Source organism: Siphonobacter curvatus (assembly GCF_002943425.1).
Classification (GTDB): domain Bacteria; phylum Bacteroidota; class Bacteroidia; order Cytophagales; family Spirosomataceae; genus Siphonobacter; species Siphonobacter curvatus.
This window is the reverse complement of sequence record NZ_PTRA01000001.1, coordinates 72,682-96,333: the sequence shown is the minus strand read 5'-3', so window position 1 is coordinate 96,333 and position 23,652 is coordinate 72,682. Positions and strand designations below refer to the sequence as shown.

Below are 23,652 nucleotides of genomic sequence, written 5' to 3'. Positions count from 1 at the left end.
AAAAGGCTTCCTTAAAGGAAGCCTTTTTGATTATTTTTAATTCAAGTTTCGTTGAGGTTTAATCCATTTTTGAGCAAGCCATTCTATAGTATCCTTACGAAACAAACCCAATTCATAAGTACCCGCTGGTAACGTTTCTACCAATATGATAGCTTTTCCACCCTGAGCATATAGTTGACCCGTAGTTATAAAGTCTCTTACTTTATTAGATGAAACCTGAAAAGGAGCTAAAAATTTACGATCAGCTGAATCTTTCATGATAAGATACGTGCTCATTTCGTTTGGGTTTATCAGAGGTGCTTCTACTACCAAAGCTTCCGTTCTACCGTACATTCGATCAGGCTCATATTGATACCGCACAGAGTCTAGAGACGTTATTTGAGAAGCATTTTTAAGAGCTTTATGCAAATCAGAAGGGAAGCGATATATATGGTCTTTAACAAGCTTCGGATAAAATCGCTTTGTAATCAGATTATCGCTTTCGTATGCACTCATAAATTCGCCATTTTGTTGCCAGTTTACTGCTTCAGCCTCCATAAAGTGTTTACGATAATAAAGAGTAGGCCAGTACACATACCAAACTAAAGCCGAATACAATACCGTTATGGCTACCAAAGGAGCTATCAGGTATTTCTTCCAGGAATAATTGGCAATTAGGAAAATAAATAACATATATGCTCCTGTGACTGCATAGGTAGCATAAATCTGGTATCGTCCAATAACAGAAAGACCGAGCCAAGAGCGTGATAAAGAGACCAAGCTCGCAGTGAGAATCAGGAAGACCAAAAAGGCCCAAACTGGGGAAATTTTAATCTGGCAAGTTCGTACAAAATAAATAAGTGACCCTATCGCAATACCTATAATGAATATGCCAACCAGCATGGCTTTTCCGGTATTTGTAACGGAAACATTCGCTCCCAGAAAAACAAATACGTACTGAATTAATCTTACTGGATTATTTAAGCTTTCTCCGTAATTCGAAGGACTTGTCTGATTAAAACCAATAAAATAACTAGCCGCAGCAATCCCTATAAAAAAAGCCCATATAGCTACCTCTTTCTTACGCTGTTGCATTAATAGAAGTAGTATTCCCGAAAACCAAACAAGTAATCCATTTCCACTAGAAAAAATTGCCAGAACAGCAATTATGCAGGCACTAATGAAGTATACCTTTTTATCAAATTGTAAAAGATGCAAGGATAATAATACCCAGAAAATAACCAGTGTATGTTGTAATGCACAAATCAACCATAAGCTATCTTCCCAATAGATGGGTTGAAACAATAGCAAGGTCACGGGGACAAAGAACCAAGTCGATAAATCTGAACGTTTAAAATAGCTGTAGAGAATATAAGCCGAGCCCAGTATACTTAAGTTTGCTATCAATAAGACCGTTTTGACATTAATTTCTCCTTGGATTAGATAAATAAGTAGCATTAATAACCGGGGTACGACAATTCGGTGTTCAGCATGTACAGAGAAAGCATCTTTCCAGAAGTGCAACCAGCCAACTTCTGGAATTTTGTATGTATAAAGAAAATACATCAGGATCGAATCATCGGCCCACGGTAAATTGACGGATACCTGATCAATTATTATATAGAAAAATACAACGGGAATAAAAGCAATAAATAAGGGTAAAGCTTTAAGCATTTGATAGGCGGTTTCATTAAATCGATGATTTCTCTTCTTTAAGTAAAATAATAATTAAAAGAACGATCCATAGAAGAACAATGAGCAGACTTAAAGATAAAGGTAATGAGCAAAGTATAGTTCTAAAAAGAATTTATACTTTGCTCATTACCTGCATCTCCTCAAAATACTATCGTAACAAATTTTTCAAAATTTCAATTTCAACCGTCGGCGAAGAACGTTCGTATAAGATCGCGTAGACGGCATTCATAATGGGCATGTTTACCTCAAACTGGCGATTGATTTCATAGATAGATTTAACGGCATAATACCCTTCAGCGACCATATTCATTTCCACCTGAGCAGACTTGACGCTGTATCCCCGCCCGATCATGCTTCCAAAGGTTCGGTTGCGGCTGAATTGAGAATACGAGGTTACTAATAAGTCGCCGAGGTAGGCTGAACCCATTAAATCGCGATAATACGGGTAAATAACGTCTAGAAAACGCTTGATTTCCTGCATGGCATTGGAAACCAATACGGCCTGAAAGTTATCCCCGTACCCAATCCCGTGACAGATTCCGCAGGCCAGAGCAATGATGTTTTTCATCACCGCACAGTATTCAACGCCGTATAAGTCCGTTAGTGGATGGGTACTGACGAAACGGCAATTCATCAGGTCGGCAAAAGCCGTAGCCCGCTGTATATCCGGTGAAGCGATGGTTAAGTACGACTGCTTTTCCAGGGCTACTTCTTCGGCATGGCAAGGACCAGCAATTACGCAGAACTGATCCTGCGAAACGCCGTAGTTTTTTTCCAGCCAGTCGGTAACCAACAGGTTTTCGCCCGGAATCATACCTTTAATGGCTGATACCACGGTTTTGCCCACAAAGTCTTCAGGTTTCAACTCCGCCAGAGCTTCCGTTATAAAAGCAGCGGGTACGGCTAGAATAATGACTTCACTTCCTTTCACCGCTTCGGGCAGACGCGTAAACGGTTTGACGCGTTTGGGATGCAGAACCACACCACTTAAATACCGGGGATTACTGTGAAATTTACGGATATGCTGAGCATCCTTCCGGTTACGTAACCACCAACGAATTTTCACTTCGTTTTCGGAAAGAATACGAATGATGGCGGTTGCCCAGCTCCCTCCGCCAATGACTGCCACGGACGTAGGCGTTTTACTAACTTCTTTCAAGGTGTATAATCAAAAAAGTTGAGTAGAATGCAGCGAAGTTTCGGTATATAATGTAGGCAAGTACTGCCCTATTTTCCGGCATAAAGCCAAGATTTGTTACGCCTTTTCTACCCAACGCTTCTCAGAAATATCGTTTCGGTCGGGTGAAAATACAGCATGTATGTTGAATCTCTCCCATTCATTCCCGAAAAACCCGGTCAATCCTTAACCTTACTTCGTAAATACACGAACTACTTTCCTGAAAAGCAGTCGGGATACGTTTGGGAATCAATGGAAAAAAACGTTAATTTGCGGTTCTAATAAAATGGTCGTATGGCTTTAGTTAACAAAATCAGAGAACGTTCAGGAATTGCAATTACCATTATTGCCATTGCCCTCATTCTATTCATTGTGGGCGGTGACCTCCTCGGATCGCGGGGACTTTTTGGTGGAAAGACTCAAAAAGTAGGTGAAATAGCCGGAAATAGTATTCTGGCCCAGGATTTCCAGAAAAAATTGGACCAGGCCCGCGTCGAGTACGAAGCTCAGTCCGGTCAGTCAGCGAATGATCAGGTGCTGGCCCAGCTCCGCGAAAAAGTCTGGAATGATCTGTTAATCGATTATGCCTACCAGAAAGAATTTGATGCTTTAGGACTGACCCTTTCCGACGAGGAAAAAACGGACATGTTCTTTGGTAAATATATTGATCCGGCCGTACGCCAAAGCTTCACGGATCCCCAAACGGGCATCTTTGACAAAAACCGCGTTCTTCAGCAGCGGAAGCAAATCATGGCAATGCCCGCTGGTTCGATTCAGCAACTGGGCTGGCAGGCTTTCGTACGGGACATTCAGCGTCAACACCTGATGTCGCGGTACGTGAACCTGATCCGTATGTCCAGCTATGTTACGACGGCTGAAGCCAAGAAGGACTACGAAGGACAAACGGCGAAAGTGGACGCTAAATACCTGTACGTACCTTTCTACTCGATTGCGGATTCTACCATTAAGGTGACCGATTCAGAACTGAAAGACTACCTGAATGCCCACAAAGACGAATACAAAGGAGCTAACACTCGTAGCCTCGATTACGTAGCTTTCGGTGTAGCCCCTTCTAAAGCGGATAGCTTAGCATTAAAAAATACACTGACTCAACTGGCGAAAGATCTGGCGAAATCGCCTAACGATTCATCGTTTGCCCGGATGAACTCGGATGTACCGCATCCACTTTATTGGAGCCTGCGTGACATGGACGACCAACTGAAGGAAGCAGTAGCCGGATTTTTCCCTGGTCAGATTGCGGGTCCTTTCCGTACGGATAATACGTATACGATCTATAAGTACACGGGTACTAAACGCGATTCGCTATATACGGTTAAAGCCAGCCACATCCTGATCCGTCCTACGAATGAGTCGGATTCGGCTAAGGCTTCTGCTCGGGTACGGGCTGAAAACATCTTGAAAGAACTGAAAGGCGGAGCGGATTTTGCCGCTATGGCTGCTCAAAATGGTTCGGATGGTACGGCTCAACGTGGTGGCGATCTGGGTTATTTCCAGAACAATGGCTCCATGGTGAAACCGTTTGAAACGGCTGTATTCGGCTTCAACGGTACGGGTCTGCTTCCTAGCGTAGTTGAAACGGATTTTGGTTACCACATCATCAAAGTAACCGAAGCGAAAAACAACCTGCAGTACCGCATCATTGCCGTTTCGAAACAACTCGGCCCCAGCCAAGCTACCCGCGACGAAGTATATCGTAAAGCGGATGCGTTTGCAGCAGCCAACAAATCGCTCGAAGACATGGAAGCAGCGGCTAAGAAAGACAAATCGCTGGTACTGTTGAAAGCAAACCGTATTCCGGAAGGATCGACAAACCTGAACATGATGCAGAATGCTCAACCCGTGGTTCGTTGGGCTTTTGATGACAAAACGGATGTAGGTGATGTATCGCAAGTATTTGAAGTAAACGACGCCTACATTGTAGCGGCTCTGACGGGCAAAACTTCGGAAGATGAAGTGAAAGTAGATGATTTCCGTGACGAGCTGACGGCTAAAGTACGCAACGAACGCAAAGCTGAAGAAATCATGAAGAAGCTTGGTGGACTGGCCGGTGCCGGTACGCTGGAGTCTATCGCTCAGAAATACGGAGCGGGTGCTCTGGTAGAATCAGCCAACGATCTGACGTTGACTAGCGGTCTGCTGACCTCAGCGGGTGCCGATCCTACCGCTCTGGGTAAAGCCTTCGGTATGAAACCCGGTCAGAAATCGAAGCCTTTCAAAGGGGAAGGTGGTGTATTCATCATGGAAACATTGAAGAAAACGCCTGCTCCGGCAATCGCTGATTACGCTCAGTACAAAAACACGGCCTTACAGATGGAATTACAACGTTCCGGTTACTTCGTAAACGAAGCCATTCGTGATAACGCGAAAGTGAAAGATTACCGGGCGAAATTCTTCTAGGAACAACCTTACGGATTTTACAGTTAATCCGTATGTCGGATAATGAGAACCCGGCTTAGGCCGGGTTTTCGCTTTTATAAGGAAAACGATTATCATCAACCATAGCTTTTTGTCGGCAACGACGAACTTCTTAAGCATATGACACAAGACAAGTTGAAAGACTTGAAGGCCAGCATAGAGGCCTTGAGGGGGTACCTTTGACTACGATGGCAAAAAGTACCAAATTGAAGAATTAGAACAGAAAACGCTCGATCCGGAATTCTGGAATGATCGCGACCGGGCGGAAAAAATCCTCCGTGAAATTCGGGGACTCAAATTCTGGACGGAAGGTTTCGACCAGCTCAATCAACACCTGGGCGACACGGAAACCATGATGGAATTTCAGGAACTCGGTGAAGCCAGCGAAGCAGACGTGGAAGCCGAAGCAGCCAAACTGGAAGCGAAGCTGGCCGAAATTGAATTCCGTAAAATGATGTCCGATGAAGGCGACAATATGGACGCTGTACTGGAGATCAACGCCGGAGCTGGTGGTACCGAATCGCAGGATTGGGCGAATATGTTGCTTCGCATGTACACGATGTGGGCTCAGAAAAATGGCTTTAAAATCAACGTCGTTAACGTAGCCGATGGCGATGTAGCAGGTGTAAAATCAGCCACGCTCGAAATTTTGGGTGAATACGCGTATGGTAATTTAAAGGCTGAAATTGGTGTACACCGATTGGTACGGATTTCACCTTTTGATTCCAATGCCCGCCGTCATACTTCTTTCGCGTCCGTATTTGCGTACCCGCTCGTGGACGATACCATTGAAATTGAAATCAACCCAGCGGATATCGACTGGGATACGTTCCGAAGCGGTGGAGCCGGTGGACAGAACGTGAACAAGGTAGAAACGGCCGTTCGTTTGAAACACAAACCTTCCGGTATCATCATCGAATGTCAGCAGGAACGTAGCCAGTTACAAAATAAGGAAGTAGCCTTACGATTGCTGAAATCACGATTGTACCAGATGGAGCTGGAGAAACGTCTGGCAGCGAAAGCTGAATTGGACGCCACTAAACGTAAAATCGAGTGGGGTAGTCAGATTCGTAGTTACGTTCTGGACGATCGCCGGGTAAAAGATCACCGTACCGGTCACCAGACCTCTAATACAGATGCCGTTTTGGATGGAGAAATCAACGACTTCATCAAGGCGTACCTCATGTCGGACGTAAGTGAAGAGCAGAATTAATACAAAGGGTACCTCAGGGGTACCCTTTCTTATTCCTTACGAAGTCCCGGTTTCAGAAGTAGCTCATTGCCTATTTCTTTGCGGTACTGCTTCATAGCTATTCAACTATGTCACTGATTACCTACCACCGTTGGGGCAATGGGCCCGAGGTCTTAGTCGCTTTTCACGGTATCGGACAAAGTCACCAGATTTACCAAAGTTGGGCGGAATCCTTGGGTACGCTGTATACCATTTATGCGTTTGATCTGCCTTTTCACGGAGCCAATACACATACCTCTGACGAAGCTTTTTCTAAAGCCCAATGGCAAGCACAGTTTAAGGAGTTCCTAACTCAGCAGTCCATCGAAGATTTTAGTATCGTAGGTTTTAGTATGGGTGGGCGTTTTGCTCTGGCTACCCTTGAAGGATTTGCTTCGCGTATACGGCATGTGTTTTTGCTAGCTCCGGACGGAATTCGTGAAAGCCCTTATTATACATTGGCAGTACGTAATACCGTGAGTCGTTCTATTTTCAAGTACACGATTTTCCATGTTTCCTGGCTGATGAAGCTAGCCCAATGGCTGGGACGAGTCAAGCTGATTCATCCCAGTACGATGCGATTTGCGCTGTGGATGCTGGATTCTCCGGAAAAACGAACTCGCGTATATCATTCCTGGATTGCCTTTCGTCACTTGCGTTTCTCTCCGCATTCACTCATCCATTTGTTGAATCAACAGGCGATACCAGTGCAGTTTTTCATGGGTGAATTTGATCGAATGATGCCTCCCGAACTAGTTAATCACTTATGTGATCAAGTGCCCACAGCCAGCCGAATCATATTGCGATGTGGACATAATCATCTCATTCAGCATACGGCTGAATATCTGCAACGAAAAAAGCTCCAAGCCTAGCTTGGAGCTTTTTCATATATGCAAACAGAGTAGTGAGTTTAAGAAGCGACGTCCGTTTTGATTTGGTGAATAACTTTTCCGAACGTAGTCTGGATTCCTTCAATAGCTCCCATAACTAAGCACAGCGGAATCAGAATTGGTGAAAAAACTACCCATTGCAAGAGGCGGTAATGATTGAGCTTTTTCATACTTGTATTGGTAGTTTTAGGTGGTTTTGGTGGTATACGCGAATCTTTAGGCCTATAAATTTACAATAAAAATTTTAGAAATCGCGAATAATTAATCTTCGTATTATCTAATTTTTTATCATTTACAGACAAGATGATCAAAGTTAACCATTTGTTGAATAAAACAAAAATTTCTTGAATTAATTCAATACACCTATCTTTTTTTCTACCCTTTCTATTTTCTTAACTCAATGTAATCTGTTTTCACCCAGTGCCCACCAACGATTTTTAGAATAGCTCTCCCGCCCGGTACTTAGGAATAATCCCTAAATGGCTATACGCTTTTTCCGTAGCTTCTCTTCCGCGAGAGGTTCGTTTTAAATACCCTTCCTGAATCAAGAATGGTTCATACACCTCTTCAATCGTCTCTGCTTCTTCGCCTACGGCCGTGGCAATGGTGGACAAACCTACGGGACCCCCTTTGAACTTCTCAATGATGGTACTCAAAATTCGGTTATCCATATCATCAAGTCCATTATGATCGACGTCAAGAGCAGCCAAAGCCATTTCTGCAATGGCTACCGTAATGACTCCACCACCTTTTACCTGAGCAAAATCTCGCGTTCGACGAAGCAGGTTATTGGCAATCCGTGGTGTTCCGCGACTTCGGCGGGCAAGCTCAAAAGCAGCCGTATCCTCTACCGGAGTCTTCAAAATGGCACACGAACGCTTGATGATCGACGTCAGTAGCTTTGCATCGTAGTACTCCAATCGGGCATTGATCCCAAAGCGAGCCCGTAACGGAGAGGTCAGTAAACCCGCCCGGGTTGTCGCTCCAATCAGGGTAAAAGGATTGAGTCCAATTTGCACGGTACGGGCGTTGGGACCAGAATCCAGTAAAATGTCAATTTTGTAATCTTCCATCGCCGAATACAAGTATTCTTCAACAATGGGATTCAGCCGGTGAATCTCATCAATGAACAAAACGTCGTGGGGCTGCAGATTGGTTAAAAGCCCGGCTAGGTCGCTGGGTTTATCCAGTACAGGTCCGGATGTAATTTTGATACCGGCCCCTAACTCATTGGCAATAATATTGGAAAGCGTCGTTTTACCTAATCCCGGAGGGCCGTGCAAGAGTACATGGTCCAAGGGTTCCTCCCGCATCTTGGCGGCAGAAACAAATATTTTCAGATTGTCAAGAATCTTCTCCTGCCCGGTGAAATCACTAAAGCTCAAAGGCCGTAACGCCCGCTCCATCTCCCGGTCATCTCTCGTAAGCGTTTCTTTTTCGCCTTTCAAATAATCTTCCCGCATGCTCTGGTTCCTGTTTGATCGTCCACTTTCAAAAATACAAGTTTCGGCAACGAAAACCACCTACTACGAGATACAGGGAGAAGGAAATACGGAAATTTACAAAAGGTAAGGCTTTTAATCCGTCACCTTTTTTTCCTTACGCGTCAGAAAAGGCAACCAGGTTTCATCAATCATACCCGAAAAATCCCGAATAAACATGATGAACGATGGCTTGAAAGGCCTTTGTCGCAGAGGCATTCCGGCTTCTTCGGGAGTAAAATCACCTTTCCGGGAATTGCAGCGTTTGCAGGCCGTAGTCAGATTATCCCAGCTTGATTTGCCACTTCTGGATTTCGGTAGTACGTGATCAAGCGTCAGGTCGTCGCTGGTACCGCAATACTGACAACGGTGCCCATCCCGCCGAAAAATGTTTTGTCGCGTCAGCATTACGCCCCGGTACGGTAAATACACGTACTTGTGCAAGCGAATGACCGTCGGCATGGGAAAAGATTGTGAAATGCTCCGTAGATTTTCCGTCTGTGATTCTGAAACTAGATCAGCCTTTTTGAGGTAGACGAGTAAAAAAGCTTTGGCGACTGAGCAAATCGTCAAGGCTGAGTAATCCTGATTCAGCACTAATACTTTTCTGCCCATGGTTTTGCGAGGGTTTTGACGCTAAGCAAGTTAGCGTTTTCTCAACAATAACGAAGTATTTGCAAAAAAATAATATATGCCTTTCAGAAGTAGCCGAATACACTCAATTCAGCTGAGAAGGGGCTGCTTCGGGAAGTGTCAGCGTGATGGTTGTACCCTCACCCATTTGCGTTTGAGCCTGTATTTTTCCCCGGTGACTTTCGACAATTTTTTGACTAATGGCCAGACCCGCTCCACACCCGGCCGTATTCCGATTGAGTTGTTTAAAGAGCTGAAAAACATCCATCCGATAGGCGGGGTCAAAGCCCAGCCCGTTATCGCGTACGTGAATCTGGACCATATTCTGGTCAGCTTCGGAAGTTTGTACTGCAATTTGTAACGGTCGTTCCGGATTACTGAATTTTACGGCATTGTCCAGTAACTGGTAAAACAACGCTTGTAGGGTATCCGAATGACCCCAGACCACTGGTAATTTGCCGGCAGTTAGTATCTGAGACGAAAGTCCGTTTTCTTCCTGAACTTTATTCCAGGACTTGTGGAGAACCTCATTAAGATTGATGGGTCTCAACGTACGCCGTGTAACGTGAGCAAGAGAAATATATAACTGAATGGCATCGAGCAGTTGCAGGGCCCGGTAACTGAGATCGTTGGTAATCTGTAATAGCATTCGGCTATCGGGCGTAATAACGTTCTGCGTATTTCCCCGAATCATATCAATGTTTAGCAACGTCTTACGCAAGGGTTCCCGTAGATCGTGCGATACAACTTTACTCATCACAGACCAGTCTTCACTCGAATTATGTTTGGAAACTTCCGTAAACTCGGTATAACTAAACCGAACGCCTTGTTCTTCCCTGGCGATTTCATAGGTACCATGGACTTCTGCTCCCGCCTGTGTGACAAGAGAACCCTTCGTAGTGGCAACGGACTCCTCGATCACCTGTTCAATCCATTGAATTGTTGCAGGCGTAAAGACGTCTTGAATAGATTTTCCTAGTAAGGATGCAGCCGAATAGGAAGTAAACTGAAGGAAGTGAAAACTACAGTCTATAAACGTTCCGTCTAAGGATATAAGAAAGAAGCCAAGCGGCTTCCTGATCTCTGAAGGGGATATACGGCTGGAATTCATGTATGTGGCCAGGCCAACTACGCATTTATCTAAAAGCAGGCGACGGATATATAGCACGCAATATATCCGTTTTCCCGCTGATTCTCTATTGAATTAGTATTTTTAATGGATAGGCCTACACATCTTCAGAACAGTTTTCATGCGAAGCGGATTCGGGCAACTCATTACTACAGGTTTGCCTTCGTATTAACATTTCTATTACTTTTGAAAACTCTAGCTTGCCAAATTCGTTACTTAAAAAGCCTTCTTCCGTTTTTAGAAAAGTGATTTGTTTATCCATTCTGAATAGATGCAAGAAATAGATATTCAAGCTTGTGACCGCGAACCCATCCGGCATTTAGGTAAAATTCAGGCCCATGGGTATTTACTTTCGGTAGATGCTCAAACGTTTCTGATTCGTCAATGCAGTAGTAATCTTTCGGTTTTTTATCCGGATAATTTATCGCAGGTGATTGGTCTGCCGCTCGAAAAGCTGCAAATGGGCGATTTGTCAGGGCAGGAGATTACGCAGCTGATTCAGTTTGCGTTGAAACAAAGTTCGCTGGAAACGCTAAATCCTTTCAGTGTTCGGGTGCAGGAACGCGACTATCACTTGATTATTCAGCGGCAGGACGACATTTATCTACTAGAGTTTGAACTGAAAGACGAAGCCCTCTTTCCCAGTACGCTGCAAAACCTAGTGAGTCGGGTCATGACGAACCTTCAGCAGAGCAAGACGATCCAGGAATTACTGGAAAAGGTTGCGGCGGAGATCAAACTCATTACCAGGTATGACCGGGTTATGATTTATCGTTTTGATGAAGAATGGAACGGTGAAGTAGTCGCTGAAGCGAAGGATAAAGACCTCGAACCTTTTCTAGGGCTTCATTATCCCGCTTCTGATATTCCCAGTCAAGCCCGCGAACTTTATAAAATTAATCTGGTCCGCACGATTGTTGACGCTAGTGAACGGGCCGTATCCATTTACCCCGCTACGGATAACCAGACCGGAAATCCGCTGGATCTGACGCATTCGGTATTACGGGCCGTATCGCCGGTTCATATTGAGTACCTGAAAAACATGGGCGTTCGGTCCAGTATGAGCTTTTCTCTGCTGTACAAGGGAGAACTCTGGGGACTGATTTCCTGCCACCATTATCAGGGACCACGACTGGTTGATTATACCGCTCGTATGTCGGGAAAAGTCATTAGCCAGTTGCTATCCGCTGCGTTGGAATTTCGCAAAGATGAAGAAGATCTGACCCTGGTCAATAAACTTTGGCGAAGCGAACAAACCTTGTTTGAGCAAATGCAGCGGGATTGGAATGTCGTACAGGGCTTAATTAAGATGGAAACCACCGCGATGGACATTACTTCAGCGTCGGGAATGGCTCTGCTGTACGAAGGGAAGTTATATACGCTGGGGAATACCCCTAACGAAGCCTTCATCCGGCAATTGATCGAGTGGCTGAAGCATACTAAAATTGATACCATTTTCCACACCCATCAGCTTCCCCGGCTTTTTGGTCCGGCCGAAGCTCATCGGGCTGAAGCTTCGGGTGTGATGGCGATTGTGATTTCCCGGCAATTGGAAGAGTACGTTATCTGGTTCAAACCGGAAGTAATTCAACAGGTATCCTGGGGCGGCAATCCAGACGAAAAACCCGTAGTAGCCGAAGCCAGTGGTCAACTCCGCTTGAGTCCCCGGAAGAGTTTTGCTAAATGGACCCAGATTGTACGCAGTACGTCTGACGTATGGCGGCAGGCTGAGATTAATACAGCCTTGAAATTACGGGAAGACATTTTACAAATTCTTTCCCAACGAGCGAACCAAATTCGTATCCTGAACGAACAGCTCAAGCTGGCTTATGAGGAACTCGATACGTTTAGCTATACGGTGTCACATGATTTGCGAACACCCTTAGCTTCCATTAAAACCTACGCAGAAGTGCTTCTAATTGATTATTCAGATCGATTAGATGAGGAAATGTTGCCCCTCTTTGAGAAAATTGTGTCCGCCAGTAATCGAATGGGCGACCTCATTCGGGAAATTCTTCATTACGCTCGAAGTGGGCGGACTGAATTATCCGCCGAGCCCATTGAAATGCGGGAATTACTTTATTCGCTAAAAGACGAGTTACTCGTTAGCGAAAAAGGGACTCCTATTACCATCGAAATTGAAGAAACACCTTCGTTAAAAGGTGATAAAACGATGATTACGCAAGTATTTAGCAATTTATTGTCTAATGCTATTAAATATACGCGTCCGGTAGCAAAGCCTCACATTGTTGTAAAAGGAGTAAAAAATGCCGATGAAATCATCTATTCTGTAACGGATAATGGAATTGGCATTGATATGAAACAAGGTGGTAAGGTTTTTGATTTATTCAAGCGGTTGGATAACGCTAGAAAGTTTGAAGGGCATGGCGTAGGATTAGCCATTGTCAAACGTATTATGCAGCGTCACCACGGTAGAGTATGGTTTTATAGCGAACCTTTTAAAGAAACAACTTTTTACGTAGCAATACCCACCCATTAATCAGGCCGGCCATGATAGATGTATTATATGTAGAGGATAATCCGGACGACGTTGATATTTTTAAGCGTGTGGTCGGCAAGATCGAGCAGCCGCCCAGTTATAAAGTATTAAACACCGGTATAGAAGCCGTAGATTACGTACTTCGTCGAGGTACCTATCAAAATAAAGAGACGTCGACGCCTAAAATGTTGTTGCTAGATTTGAATCTACCGGGCAATAACGGCTTTGAAGTTTTACAGCAAATTCGCTCTCATAATCAGGGACGTACATTACCCATTGTGGTCTATAGTACGTCGGATAACCCGAAAGATATGCGGGAAGCCTTTGACTTAGGAGCGAACGCTTATTTGATCAAACCAGGCGGTTATCGAGAAGTCAGTGAAATGCTGCAAAGAGCCATTGATTTTTGGGTAGCCCAAAGAGGACAACACTAACAGAAGCCGGACTTTAGAGACCGGCTTTTTTATTGGTATCTCAACTAATAGTAGATAAGCTTATAGTAATCACAGTAATAGATGCAGTGGTTTTTTATGAAGGCTTTAACCGCTTAGCTAGTATAACATTACTTTCTCACGTACAGAAATTTACTTTACAATGTTTACAGTGCTATGTATTTCCATTAAATGATACCATTAAGTCGGCTTTAACAGTATTCATGTGGATAAGATAAAAGCAGGCTATTAGCTCTTGTAAAACTTTTTTCTTCTCAGTAACGACGTATTAAATAGGAATGTCCTTGTAGTCTATTTTAAATGGCTTTGCCTGACTAATTTTCTATTGCCAAATTTAAAGATTGCAATAAATAGTATTTAAAAGAGAAAACCCCTTGTAAGTTAGATACTTACAAGGGGTTTATTGTACCCGAGACGGGACTCGAACCCGTACAGGCATCACTGCCCAAAGGATTTTAAGTCCTTCGTGTCTACCATTCCACCACCCGGGCCTCCTACAAAAAAGGCTCCGACTTGCGGAGCCTTTTTGTCGAGCGAAAGACGGGGTTCGAACCCGCGACCTCGACCTTGGCAAGGTCGCGCTCTACCAGCTGAGCTACTTTCGCTTGTTAATTTGCCGTTTCCCTTACCGTTGGGACTGCAAACATACGAGCTAAAAAGGGGGTTTGTCAAGAGGCCAGTCAAAAAAATCTTAAAAATTTTGCTTCAGGAATCGATATTCTAATCCTCTCAGCCAATAAAACTCTCTAAATCAAAACCTTACCGCTTTCTACTTTTTTGCACATTTTTCTATTTTTTTCTAGATACCTCCCGAGTGTGGTTTTCTATAACCAAGCTTTACCTTTACATCTCCTTCCTGTAGCTACCTGCTAGGATTGGTTACAGGATTTTTGTCCGTTACTTTTGCTTTATAAATTTCATTCGATTATTTCTATGCTTCAGCGTCCTCAAACACTCTTTCTTGCATTAATCGTACTGTCCATGGCTCTGTACTTAGCTTTTCCCATTTGGCAAAAGTCAGTTGGAGCCGAAACAGCCGTCCTGGATGCCTATGCTTTGACGTATACTAAAGGCGAAACAACGACCGAAACGAATACGATGTATCTGGCGGGTTTAGCCCTGGTATCAGCAGGTCTGGCTCTTTTTTCGCTGCTGCAATACACCAACCGCTTGCGACAGATGATGCTAAATTTAATTAATACGCTCGTGATGGTGGTTTTGCTGGGCTTATCCACGTACCTGTCCCACATACAGGCCAATGCTCAGTTTGCTCCACAGACCTCAGGTAGCTTCAAGATAGGCTTTTTTGTTTTGGCCGTGGCTCTGCTGTCGAATGTAGCAGCAAACCGTTTCATCCGTATCGATGAAAAGAAAGTGAAAGATGCCTTTGAGCGGCTTCGGTAAAGTAAAACGTTCGCTTTTGCGTACCTAAATGGTTGCCTTTTCTGACGGTATAGCTTTTCCCGCAGACGATTTGTGTTTTTTGCCAGCAAAGATTTTTGGTCCTGTACAGACTTTTTTTATTAATTTCAATTCCGATTCCTGTCGCTTAGACAAGATATTCCCCTAATAGCATCTAACCATCCATTGATGTTGAAGAAAAGTACAAATGGCCATGCTCGCTGATCCGTCATTGAAGGATACCCTCAAGGCAAAATTGAAAGAGGTTTTCGGCTTTACCCAGTTCCGGGGTGAACAGGAAGATATTATCTGTAACCTTCTTGCAGGAAATCATACGTTTGTGATTATGCCTACCGGGGCTGGTAAGTCTATGTGTTACCAGCTTCCTGCCGTTGTAAGTGAGGGTACCGCCGTAGTGATTTCCCCGCTAATTGCCCTGATGAAAAATCAGGTTGATCAATTGAATGCCGTAGGGGTCAATGCCCAGTTTTTAAATTCTACGCTTAGCAAATCGGAAATGACGCAAGTCAAAAAAGATGTATTGAGCGGAGAAGTTAAATTATTATACGTTGCTCCGGAGTCGTTGACGAAAGAAGAAAACCTAGCTTTTCTGCAAAAAGCAAAGATTTCGTTTGTGGCCATTGATGAAGCTCACTGTATTTCGGAATGGGGCCATGATTTCCGTCCGGAATATCGGCGAATCCGCAGCATTGTGGAAACCATCAATCCGAGCTTACCTCTGATTGCTCTTACCGCAACGGCAACGCCAAAAGTTCAGCAGGATATTATCAAAAACCTGCAGATGGAAGATGCCTCGGTTTACAAATCTTCGTTCAACCGGAAGAATCTGTATTATGAGATTCGTCCGAAAACGAAAGATGTCAATCGGCAACTCATTAAGTATATCAAAAGTCAGGCTGGCAAATCGGGTATTATTTACTGCCTGAGCCGTAAGACAGTTGAAGAAATAGCGGAATTACTGAACGTAAACGGCGTCAAGGCTCTCCCCTATCACGCGGGTCTGGATCCGGCAACGCGTATGGGTAATCAGGACGCGTTCCTGAATGAAGAGGCTGAAGTGATCGTTGCGACGATTGCTTTTGGGATGGGTATTGATAAGCCCGACGTTCGTTTTGTACTTCACTACGACGCTCCAAAATCGCTAGAAGGTTACTACCAGGAAACGGGTCGGGCGGGCCGGGATGGTCTGGAAGGCAATTGTGTGATGTTCTACAGCTACGACGATATCGTTAAGCTGGATAAATTCAACAAGGACAAGCCCGTAACTGAACGTGATAATGCCAAGGCTTTATTGATGGAAATGGTTAGTTACTCTAACCTGGGCGTATGTCGCCGCCGTCAGTTGCTGGGCTATTTCGGTGAATATTTTGCCAAAGACTGTGGTTTCTGCGACAACTGCCTTAAGCCTACGCAGAAATTCAAAATGCAGGAGGAGGCCGAATGGATACTCAAGGCCGTTCAGCAGACCGGTAATCGCTTCGATTGCTATCACATCGCAGACATTCTGCTGGGCGTTGAAAACCCCTATGTACTGAGCCACGGACACAACAAACTCGATGTGTTCGGCAAGGGTAAGTACAAAATAGGCTACGAGGCCGATACCGACGACGATGAGCCCGAAGAGGAGGAAGACGAAGACGGCAATGTTATTATTAAGGCCAAGCCTAAGACCGTTGACAAAAAAGATGATGGTCTGCAAACGCCCGAGTTCTGGCATTCGATCATCAAACAACTGACGATTTACGGTTTTCTGGATAAGGATATCGAGAACTATGGTACTTTAAAGCTATCTGAAAAAGGAGCTCAGTTTTTGGAAGCTCCCTTCTCTTCGGCTTTTTCCAAGGATCACGATTATACCCAGCAAGGCGAAGAAAAAGATGAAGATAAAGATGAGGTAAGTGCGTCGGCTAAAGCCTACGACGAAGCCTTATTTGAAATGCTGAAGAACCTTCGGAAGAAAATTGCGAAGGAAAAAAATATTCCCCCCTACGTTATCTTCCAGGATCCATCCATGGAAGAAATGGCTACTACCTACCCTTCCACCATTCAGGAGCTGGCTCAGATTACGGGCGTTGGGATGGGTAAGGCCGTTAAATTCGGGAAACAGTTCATTGAACTGATTACCCGTTACGTAGAGGAAAATGAAATCGAAACGGCGACGGAAGTAGTCGTGAAAACGACGACGAACAAGTCGAAGGTTAAGATTTTTATCATTCAGCAAATTGACCGTAAGATTGACCTGGAGGAAATTGCCGAAGCCAAAAGCCTAGGTATGACGGAGCTCATTGAAGAAATTGAGCACATCTGTTATTCCGGTACTAAGCTCAATCTGGACTATTACATCAATCAGGTGCTGGATGATGATCGTCAGGATGAAATCTACGAATATTTCATGCGGGCGGAAACTGATTCTATGGCCGTTGCCTTAAAAGAACTAGGCAACGAGTACTCGGAAGAAGAACTTCGGCTGATGCGGATCAAGTTCCACAGCGAATTAGGTCACTAAGCCATAAGTAGGGGCAACCGTACCAGGGTTGGTACAGTTGCCCGCTTTTTATTCGTACCTTTTTTCAATCATTTTCACTTTATACGCTCGTAAGGAGTTTACGCTTCAGCCTGAGTGGTCATTTAAGAATTATCCGATGAATATTCTCATCGTAGGGTCTGGCGGCCGGGAACATGCGTTTGCCTGGAAAATTGCTCAGAGCCCCCTATGTCAACAGTTATTCGTAGCTCCCGGTAACGCCGGTACCGCTCAACTGGCAACAAATTTACCGATTGGAGTCAATGACTTTGACGCGATTGCTACCGCTGTTCTTGAAAACCATATTTCACTCGTCATCGTCGGGCCGGAAGAACCGCTGGTTCGTGGCATTCGGGATTATTTCGAAAGTCGCGAAGACCTGAAGAAAGTATTGATACTAGGACCAGATAGCCGTGGAGCTCAGTTGGAAGGATCGAAAGATTTTTCTAAAAACTTTATGGCCAAATACCACATTCCCACGGCTGCTTCACGTACGTTCGTGAAAGAAACCCTAGAGGAAGGTCTGGAATACATTACGCAGCAAGCCTTTCCGCTGGTACTGAAAGCCGATGGTCTGGCCGCGGGCAAGGGCGTAATCATTGCCGCTGACGTAGCCGAAGCCCAGCAAACCCTGCGGGAAATGCTGGTAGACGCGAAATTCGGGGATGCTTCCCAAAAAGTAGTGATTGAAGAGTACCTGCACGGAATCGAATTATCAGTATTTGTGTTAACCGACGGAGAGAATTACCATATTCTACCGGAAGCTAAAGATTACAAACGCATTGGTGAAGGCGACACCGGACCTAATACGGGTGGTATGGGAGCGGTTTCACCCGTACCCTTCGCCGATGATGCTTTCCAGAAGAAAGTAGAAGAGCGAGTGGTACGCCCCACACTCAATGGACTAAAAGCGGAAGGCATTCGGTACGTTGGGTTTATTTTCATTGGTTTGATGAATGTCAACGGTGATCCTTTCGTGATTGAATACAATTGCCGAATGGGTGATCCGGAAACGGAAGTCGTATTGCCCCGTATTGATTCAGATTTGCTAATGCTGCTCAAAGCCGCGGCTGAAGGCAAACTGAAATACGTAAATTTTGCCGTATCCAATAAGATGGCCGTTACTACCGTTGTGGTAGCTGGTGGTTATCCGGGGGATTACGCTAAGGGTGACGTAATTCAATTGCCCGGTAAACAGAATTATACGACCATTTTCCACGCCGGAACAAAACATTCCGAGTCCGGGGAAGTGGTCACCAATGGAGGACGCGTCCTGGCCGTTACGGCTCTGGGAACGTCCATCCAAGAAGCCCGCCAGCGTTCACAAACGGCGGCAGCCGCTGTCCAGTACGAAGGCAAGTACTTCCGACGGGACATCGGCCTGGACCTTTTATAATTTTGGATGGTAGAATCAACGAATGAGTGACAGGCTCGTTATGAGCTGCGTTCAGGCTTCTATCATTCAAAAATTCTACATACAAAAAATGGGATGTGCATCATGTGCAACGGGTGGCTGTGGAAGCATTCGTTCGAAAGATAAAGCAGGTGCCTCCGTATCCGGTTGTAAGAACAACGGAGCCTGCGGTACGGGTGGCTGTAATAAAATGAATGTGTTCGACTGGTTGTCGGACATGGAAGCTCCGGGATTAGGAATCCCGGTTCACCAGCGGAGTAACCTGGTAGAAGTAAAATTCAAAGGAGGCCGGAAGGAATATTTCCGTAATACGGCTCAACTTGAACTCTATACGGGCGATCCAGTAGTGGTAGAAATGCAGAGTGGTCATCACTTGGGTTTCGTCTCCTTACAGGGTGAGCTGGTCCGGTTGCAAGTCGTGAAACGCGGGGTGAAAGATCCCGAAATTCGGCAGGTATACCGGAAAGCGACGGCTAAGGATCTCGAAAAACACGAGCAAACCATTGCCCGGGATTTACCGACGATGTACCGGGCTCGGGAAATCGTGAAGGAGTTGAAGCTTAACATGAAATTATCAGATGTTGAGTTTCAATCTGACGGTACCAAGGCAACCTTTTATTACTCTTCGGATGAACGCGTGGATTTCCGGGAGCTGATTAAGGTGCTGGCCAGCGAGTTTAAGGTCCGTATTGAGATGAAGCAGATTAGTCTGCGGCAGGAAGCGGCCCGTATCGGTGGTATTGGCGTCTGTGGTCGCGAATTGTGCTGCTCTACTTGGTTGACGGATTTCAAGAACGTAACTACTTCAGCAGCCCGTTACCAGAATCTTTCGCTGAATCCAGTAAAGCTATCCGGTCAATGTGGTCGTTTGAAGTGTTGTCTGAATTACGAGCTGGAAACGTACATCGATGCCTTACGGGATATTCCAAGCCTGGAAGGACCACTGAAAGTACAGAAAGGGGATGCAAACCTGATTAAAACGGATATTTTCCGTAAGATCATGTGGTTTAGTTTCCGTGGCGATGACAACTGGTATCCGGTAGCCATTCCGCAAGTACTGAAAATCGTAGAGATGAATAAGCGAGGTGTCATTCCTCCTTCGTTCGAAGAGCTGGAGATCATGCCCGTCATCGAAGCGAAAAACTCAGGCATTAATAGTGACTTGGTACGTATGGATAAGAAGTTTCAATCGCAAAATCGTCCTGCGTCGAAGAATAAGAAAAAACGGTCGGGCGGAGGCTCAAACCGTCCTCCTTCTAAATGATTTCGTTCCCGGAGGTCTCAACACCTCCGGGACTTTCATTCCTATGCGACTATTTCTCTTTTTATTCTTTCTGGTCAGTCTAACGGCCTGTGATCCGAACGCGGTATTCAAGGATAATATCGAACTGCCAGATGCTAAATGGCCGGTCAAAACCGTTCCTAGCTTTTCCTTTGACATCAGCGATACTACTCGAACGTACAATCTATATTATAACCTGCGCAATACGAAGTCTTACCCCTATTACAACCTTTACATTACTCGTACGCTGTTAGGGCCGGATGGAAAAACCATCGAACGAAAACTGGATGAGCTCATTTTGGCCAATGCGACCACGGGTAAACCAACGGGTAACGGCCTGGGCGACATCTACGATCATAAATTTCTGGTCGTAAAAAATTACCGTTTCGCCAAAGCGGGTACTTACACCTTCAAGGTGGAACAGTACATGCGTCAGGACCCACTACCGGAGATTCAGACGGTAGGTCTTACCGTTGAACGGAATTAGCTTTTATCTAAGCGGAATCAACCTTGTGTGTTGATTGTCTAGGCGATACCTTCCACCTCCCTTCGATACAGATCTATGGCTTTTCTGCCTTTGTTTCCGCTCAATCTGGTAGCTTTTCCGGGGGAAAAACTAAACCTCCACATTTTCGAGCCCCGCTACATTCAGTTGATTACTGAGTGTTTGGAAGCAGATACGCCCTTTGGTATTCCTGTATACATTCCGAATCAGCGGATGGACTTTGGTACTTCCTTACGCGTACTTGAGGTATCCCAACGTTACGACGATGGCCGGATGGATATACGTACGGAAGCCCTGCAAATTTTTCGTCTGCTGAGTTTTATCAATCCCGTAGAAAGAAAGCTATACGCTGGGGGCCAGGTAACTTACCATAACCATGAATCCAGTACCGAACTGCTGCCGGGCTTACTGGACCATCTCAAGAAACTATATCAGCATCTACAGACAAACGTAGATTTTAACGACCGATCCGAGAACTTTTCGTACCAGATCGCTCATAAAATTGGCTTATCGCTTGAGGAAGAATACGAGTTACTACAAATTCCACAAGAGCTGGAACGACAACGCTTTATTTCCCGCCATTTGAATCGGATCATGCCTGTTATTCAGGAACTGGAAAAAACCAAAGAGCGAATTCGTCTCAATGGGCATTTCAGGAATTTTGATCCCTTAAACTTCTAGCTTCCGTTTGGTTCTGAGGCTGCTCTTCGTTAGCTAAAGCTTCTTCCACTTTCCGTTTTCGTTTGGTCAGCGTATCGAGCTTAGGCAACTTACTACTTGATTTTACTACTGCTCCCCTACTGTATTCGGGGTCGCCGAGCAGGAACCCGTATGGTTTGAGTCCATCGACATTATCACAAATCACTTTCACAATGGCAGTTACGGGTAGAGCCAGTACCAGTCCTGAGATTCCCCACAACTGTCCACCCAGAATCAACACAACCATCGCTGCTAGCGGGTTAACACTTACCTTTGAGCCGACAACGTAAGGCGTAATGAAGTTTCCTTCCAGAATCTGAACGAAACTGAATACACCGATTACCCCGACGGCATACATTGGTGAATCTTTCGTAACTAGGGCGTAAATAGTAGGTAACAGCGACCCGATCAGAATACCGATGTAGGGAACCAGCAGCAAGACTGCCGCCAGCGTTCCAAAGAACCAGGCATAGTCGATACCCAGAATCAGTAATCCGGTTGTATTCAAACAGGCTACAATGCCAATTACCAGTACTAAACCCGCCAGATACCCCTGTACGACGACGTAAATTTTACTCAGTACGTCGTCCAGACGCGAACGTTTGGTTTTCGAAAACAGCTTATAGACAAAACTTCGGAAAAAGTCCCGGTACAAAAGGATAAAGAATACAAACAAGGGAATCAACGACAAGTCAGCGAGCGTAGACGTAGTAGAGGATAGAAAAGTAGTGATATAGCTACCACTATTGTGTAAAACGTCGTTCGTAATGCGTCTAATCTCTGTGTTCTGACGGGTTTTATCCAGCCCTAACTGATCGTTGGCCATTTCCTGGGCACGATCAAGGACGGCATTCATTTTATTCTGAAATTTGGGAAAATCGTCGGAGAAGTTAGCCATTTGCATGGACACAACCCAGCCAATGCCTACGAGAACGCCAATCAGAATGACCAGACAAACGAAGATGGCAGCGACTCGCGGAAATTTCCACCGCTCCAGTTTCCGGCATAGGGGAAACAATAACATCGCCAGTAAAAGCGAAAAAAGTAGCAGGGTTACTACGCCCTGCAGAGCGTATAAGCCATAAATGATGAGCAGTACGCAAATGAGTATCGCGGCCAGTCGGACGGGATAGGGCAAAGTAGGTTCTGGAGTCATGGGGCGGGGATTTCCTTGTAAATAAATGGTTGACGGGATGACGATGGATTCAGTGACTTTCGGGGTGTGCGGTTCAACTTGATTAGAACGAATTTTACGGAATGCTTACTAAACTATTCTTTTTGCTATTCGAAATACAAACCAGTTTGTGTTCTTGCCAGCCCGACATCTACCGTCAGGGCTTCCGCCGGGCCAAACCTCAGTACCGGATTGAGAAAATGGGACAAATGCCTGCCGTAGCCAATGAAAATTCGGGTTTAGCAACGGCTTCCGCAAAACCCACCTTCTGGACGCACAACGACTCGGGTGGTCGCCCTGAGCTTTACGAAATCGATGCCTCCGGCCGTTTGCTTACTACCTGGTCGCTGCCACACCTTACCAACAAGGACTGGGAAGAACTTAGTCGGGACGATCGGGGTCATTTATTCATTGGCGATATCGGCAATAATACAAATACCCGGCAGGATTTATGCATCTATCAGGTCTCTCTAGCCAGCGATTCATCGGCTACTTTACCTAAGAAAATAACATACCATTACGAAGATCAGCGAGCGTTTCCTCCCGAACGTTCACGCAAGAATTTTGACTGTGAAGCGTTCTTCTATGCTCAGGATAGTCTCTTTTTGTTTTCGAAAAACTGGGGGCATAAAACAGCCACTTTGTATACCATTCCGGCTCGGGAAGGCCACCATACGGCCATTCGAAAAGATAGTATTCGGATAAACGGCATGATTACCGCTGCCGACATCAGTCCAGATCGGCAAAGCTTTGCCCTATTGACCTACGGAAAAGTCTTTTTCTTTGGGATTGAGCACGGGGAGATTAACTTTAAGCATCCAATTTCTTGCCTGAAAGTGGGACGTGGACAAGTAGAAGGGCTCGTTTTCATCAGTAATACGGAGCTACTACTAACCAATGAAAAAGGAAAAATATATAAAATAAGCAGACGCTAGGGAACCTATTCCTCCGTTTGGGCAATAGTAGAGACAGCCTTGAAAGTATCGTTGAGAATACGTTTGCTTACACTGCGGATTGCATACCGATCTT

The 23,652-nt window shown here is 45.1% G+C and carries 19 protein-coding genes and 2 tRNA genes; 12 read left to right on the top strand and 9 right to left on the bottom strand.

Going from position 1 to position 23,652, the window contains the following annotated elements; genetic code table 11:
- Positions 1–36: 36 nt before the first annotated feature.
- Both C5O19_RS00370 and C5O19_RS00365 read right to left on the bottom strand, forming a co-directional pair.
- Positions 37–1,653 carry a hypothetical protein gene (locus C5O19_RS00370; RefSeq protein ID WP_104709424.1) on the bottom strand — a complete coding sequence of 539 codons (1,617 nt, stop codon included), beginning with the start codon at positions 1,651–1,653 and terminating at the stop codon, positions 37–39.
- A gap of 169 nt (positions 1,654–1,822) precedes the next feature.
- Positions 1,823–2,833, bottom strand: a complete 1,011-nt coding sequence (locus tag C5O19_RS00365; protein ID WP_207766375.1) for an NAD(P)H-dependent glycerol-3-phosphate dehydrogenase — start codon at positions 2,831–2,833, stop codon at positions 1,823–1,825.
- Between the two features lie 312 nt (positions 2,834–3,145).
- Here C5O19_RS00365 and C5O19_RS00360 point away from each other — a divergent pair, with 312 nt between their 5' ends.
- The 3 genes from C5O19_RS00360 (at position 3,146) to C5O19_RS00350 (ending at position 7,390) form a co-directional block, all read left to right on the top strand.
- Positions 3,146–5,269: a peptidylprolyl isomerase gene (locus C5O19_RS00360; protein WP_104709423.1), complete on the top strand. Its 2,124-nt coding sequence runs from the start codon at positions 3,146–3,148 to the stop codon at positions 5,267–5,269.
- 138 nt (positions 5,270–5,407) lie between these two features.
- A protein-coding gene (prfB, locus tag C5O19_RS00355; RefSeq protein ID WP_108724053.1) for a peptide chain release factor 2 occupies positions 5,408–6,500 on the top strand; the annotation gives its coding sequence in 2 pieces (ribosomal slippage) (positions 5,408–5,467 and positions 5,469–6,500; 1,092 coding nt in all).
- Positions 6,501–6,607: 107 nt separating this feature from the next.
- The gene (locus C5O19_RS00350; RefSeq protein WP_104709421.1) at positions 6,608–7,390 is read left to right on the top strand and encodes an alpha/beta fold hydrolase; all 783 of its coding nucleotides are present in this window, start codon (positions 6,608–6,610) and stop codon (positions 7,388–7,390) included.
- 38 nt (positions 7,391–7,428) lie between these two features.
- On the opposite strand, the gene C5O19_RS25905 is transcribed toward C5O19_RS00350, so the two are convergent.
- From C5O19_RS25905 to C5O19_RS00335, 4 genes are all read right to left on the bottom strand, one after another.
- Positions 7,429–7,578 (bottom strand): hypothetical protein, encoded by a 150-nt coding sequence (locus C5O19_RS25905; protein WP_165795901.1) that lies wholly within the window; start codon positions 7,576–7,578, stop codon positions 7,429–7,431.
- A 267-nt stretch (positions 7,579–7,845) separates the two neighbouring features.
- Positions 7,846–8,871, bottom strand: coding sequence for a Holliday junction branch migration DNA helicase RuvB (gene ruvB, locus C5O19_RS00345; protein WP_104709420.1), 1,026 nt, complete (start codon positions 8,869–8,871; stop codon positions 7,846–7,848).
- Between the two features lie 114 nt (positions 8,872–8,985).
- Entirely contained in the window at positions 8,986–9,504 is a 519-nt protein-coding gene (locus C5O19_RS00340; protein ID WP_104709419.1) for an HNH endonuclease, read from the bottom strand.
- A gap of 103 nt (positions 9,505–9,607) precedes the next feature.
- Complete coding sequence (locus C5O19_RS00335) at positions 9,608–10,444, bottom strand: sensor histidine kinase (protein ID WP_165795900.1); 837 nt, start codon at positions 10,442–10,444, stop codon at positions 9,608–9,610.
- Between the two features lie 478 nt (positions 10,445–10,922).
- Between C5O19_RS00335 and C5O19_RS00330 the strand changes: the two genes are divergently transcribed.
- Together C5O19_RS00330 and C5O19_RS00325 are read left to right on the top strand one after the other, a co-directional pair.
- The gene (locus tag C5O19_RS00330) at positions 10,923–13,151 is read left to right on the top strand and encodes an ATP-binding protein (protein ID WP_104709417.1); all 2,229 of its coding nucleotides are present in this window, start codon (positions 10,923–10,925) and stop codon (positions 13,149–13,151) included.
- Between the two features lie 11 nt (positions 13,152–13,162).
- Complete coding sequence (locus C5O19_RS00325) at positions 13,163–13,585, top strand: response regulator (RefSeq protein ID WP_104709416.1); 423 nt, start codon at positions 13,163–13,165, stop codon at positions 13,583–13,585.
- Positions 13,586–14,009: 424 nt separating this feature from the next.
- Here the strand turns inward: C5O19_RS00325 and C5O19_RS00320 are convergent.
- Positions 14,010–14,094 (bottom strand) — tRNA-Leu (locus C5O19_RS00320).
- A gap of 41 nt (positions 14,095–14,135) precedes the next feature.
- Positions 14,136–14,208, bottom strand: a tRNA-Gly gene (locus C5O19_RS00315).
- Between the two features lie 328 nt (positions 14,209–14,536).
- Here C5O19_RS00315 and C5O19_RS00310 point away from each other — a divergent pair.
- The 6 genes from C5O19_RS00310 to C5O19_RS00285 all read left to right on the top strand — a co-directional run bounded on the left by C5O19_RS00310 (position 14,537) and on the right by C5O19_RS00285 (position 21,431).
- The gene (locus C5O19_RS00310; protein WP_104709415.1) at positions 14,537–15,007 is read left to right on the top strand and encodes a DUF4293 domain-containing protein; all 471 of its coding nucleotides are present in this window, start codon (positions 14,537–14,539) and stop codon (positions 15,005–15,007) included.
- 205 nt (positions 15,008–15,212) lie between these two features.
- A complete protein-coding gene (locus tag C5O19_RS00305) occupies positions 15,213–17,531 on the top strand; it encodes a RecQ family ATP-dependent DNA helicase (protein WP_394341754.1) in 2,319 nt (772 codons plus the stop codon).
- 136 nt (positions 17,532–17,667) lie between these two features.
- A complete protein-coding gene (purD, locus tag C5O19_RS00300) occupies positions 17,668–18,945 on the top strand; it encodes a phosphoribosylamine--glycine ligase (protein WP_104713753.1) in 1,278 nt (425 codons plus the stop codon).
- An 88-nt stretch (positions 18,946–19,033) separates the two neighbouring features.
- Positions 19,034–20,227, top strand: coding sequence for a PSP1 domain-containing protein (locus tag C5O19_RS00295; protein WP_094816247.1), 1,194 nt, complete (start codon positions 19,034–19,036; stop codon positions 20,225–20,227).
- Positions 20,228–20,270: 43 nt separating this feature from the next.
- Positions 20,271–20,732 (top strand): gliding motility lipoprotein GldH, encoded by a 462-nt coding sequence (locus tag C5O19_RS00290; RefSeq protein WP_104709414.1) that lies wholly within the window; start codon positions 20,271–20,273, stop codon positions 20,730–20,732.
- 75 nt (positions 20,733–20,807) lie between these two features.
- Entirely contained in the window at positions 20,808–21,431 is a 624-nt protein-coding gene (locus tag C5O19_RS00285) for an LON peptidase substrate-binding domain-containing protein (protein WP_104709413.1), read from the top strand.
- Here the strand turns inward: C5O19_RS00285 and C5O19_RS00280 are convergent.
- Positions 21,403–22,605 (bottom strand): AI-2E family transporter, encoded by a 1,203-nt coding sequence (locus C5O19_RS00280; protein ID WP_104709412.1) that lies wholly within the window; start codon positions 22,603–22,605, stop codon positions 21,403–21,405. The two genes, C5O19_RS00285 and C5O19_RS00280, sit on opposite strands and share 29 nt — an antisense overlap.
- Before the next feature lie 101 nt (positions 22,606–22,706).
- Between C5O19_RS00280 and C5O19_RS00275 the strand changes: the two genes are divergently transcribed.
- Positions 22,707–23,558 (top strand): hypothetical protein, encoded by an 852-nt coding sequence (locus C5O19_RS00275; protein WP_133163280.1) that lies wholly within the window; start codon positions 22,707–22,709, stop codon positions 23,556–23,558.
- The last annotated feature ends 94 nt before the right edge of the window (positions 23,559–23,652 follow it).

Bases quoted from the DNA above. Each gene is read 5' to 3' on its own strand.
- C5O19_RS00370 (WP_104709424.1), bottom strand. From the start codon at position 1,653: ATGCTTAAAGCTTTACCCTTATTTATTGCTTTTATTCCCGTTGTATTT.
- C5O19_RS00360 (WP_104709423.1), top strand. From the start codon at position 3,146: ATGGCTTTAGTTAACAAAATCAGAGAACGTTCAGGAATTGCAATTACC.
- C5O19_RS00350 (WP_104709421.1), top strand. From the start codon at position 6,608: ATGTCACTGATTACCTACCACCGTTGGGGCAATGGGCCCGAGGTCTTA.
- C5O19_RS25905 (WP_165795901.1), bottom strand. From the start codon at position 7,578: ATGAAAAAGCTCAATCATTACCGCCTCTTGCAATGGGTAGTTTTTTCA.
- ruvB (WP_104709420.1), bottom strand. From the start codon at position 8,871: ATGCGGGAAGATTATTTGAAAGGCGAAAAAGAAACGCTTACGAGAGAT.
- C5O19_RS00340 (WP_104709419.1), bottom strand. From the start codon at position 9,504: ATGGGCAGAAAAGTATTAGTGCTGAATCAGGATTACTCAGCCTTGACG.
- C5O19_RS00330 (WP_104709417.1), top strand. From the start codon at position 10,923: ATGCAAGAAATAGATATTCAAGCTTGTGACCGCGAACCCATCCGGCAT.
- C5O19_RS00325 (WP_104709416.1), top strand. From the start codon at position 13,163: ATGATAGATGTATTATATGTAGAGGATAATCCGGACGACGTTGATATT.
- C5O19_RS00310 (WP_104709415.1), top strand. From the start codon at position 14,537: ATGCTTCAGCGTCCTCAAACACTCTTTCTTGCATTAATCGTACTGTCC.
- C5O19_RS00305 (WP_394341754.1), top strand. From the start codon at position 15,213: ATGGCCATGCTCGCTGATCCGTCATTGAAGGATACCCTCAAGGCAAAA.
- purD (WP_104713753.1), top strand. From the start codon at position 17,668: ATGAATATTCTCATCGTAGGGTCTGGCGGCCGGGAACATGCGTTTGCC.
- C5O19_RS00295 (WP_094816247.1), top strand. From the start codon at position 19,034: ATGGGATGTGCATCATGTGCAACGGGTGGCTGTGGAAGCATTCGTTCG.
- C5O19_RS00290 (WP_104709414.1), top strand. From the start codon at position 20,271: ATGCGACTATTTCTCTTTTTATTCTTTCTGGTCAGTCTAACGGCCTGT.
- C5O19_RS00285 (WP_104709413.1), top strand. From the start codon at position 20,808: ATGGCTTTTCTGCCTTTGTTTCCGCTCAATCTGGTAGCTTTTCCGGGG.
- C5O19_RS00280 (WP_104709412.1), bottom strand. From the start codon at position 22,605: ATGACTCCAGAACCTACTTTGCCCTATCCCGTCCGACTGGCCGCGATA.
- C5O19_RS00275 (WP_133163280.1), top strand. From the start codon at position 22,707: ATGCTTACTAAACTATTCTTTTTGCTATTCGAAATACAAACCAGTTTG.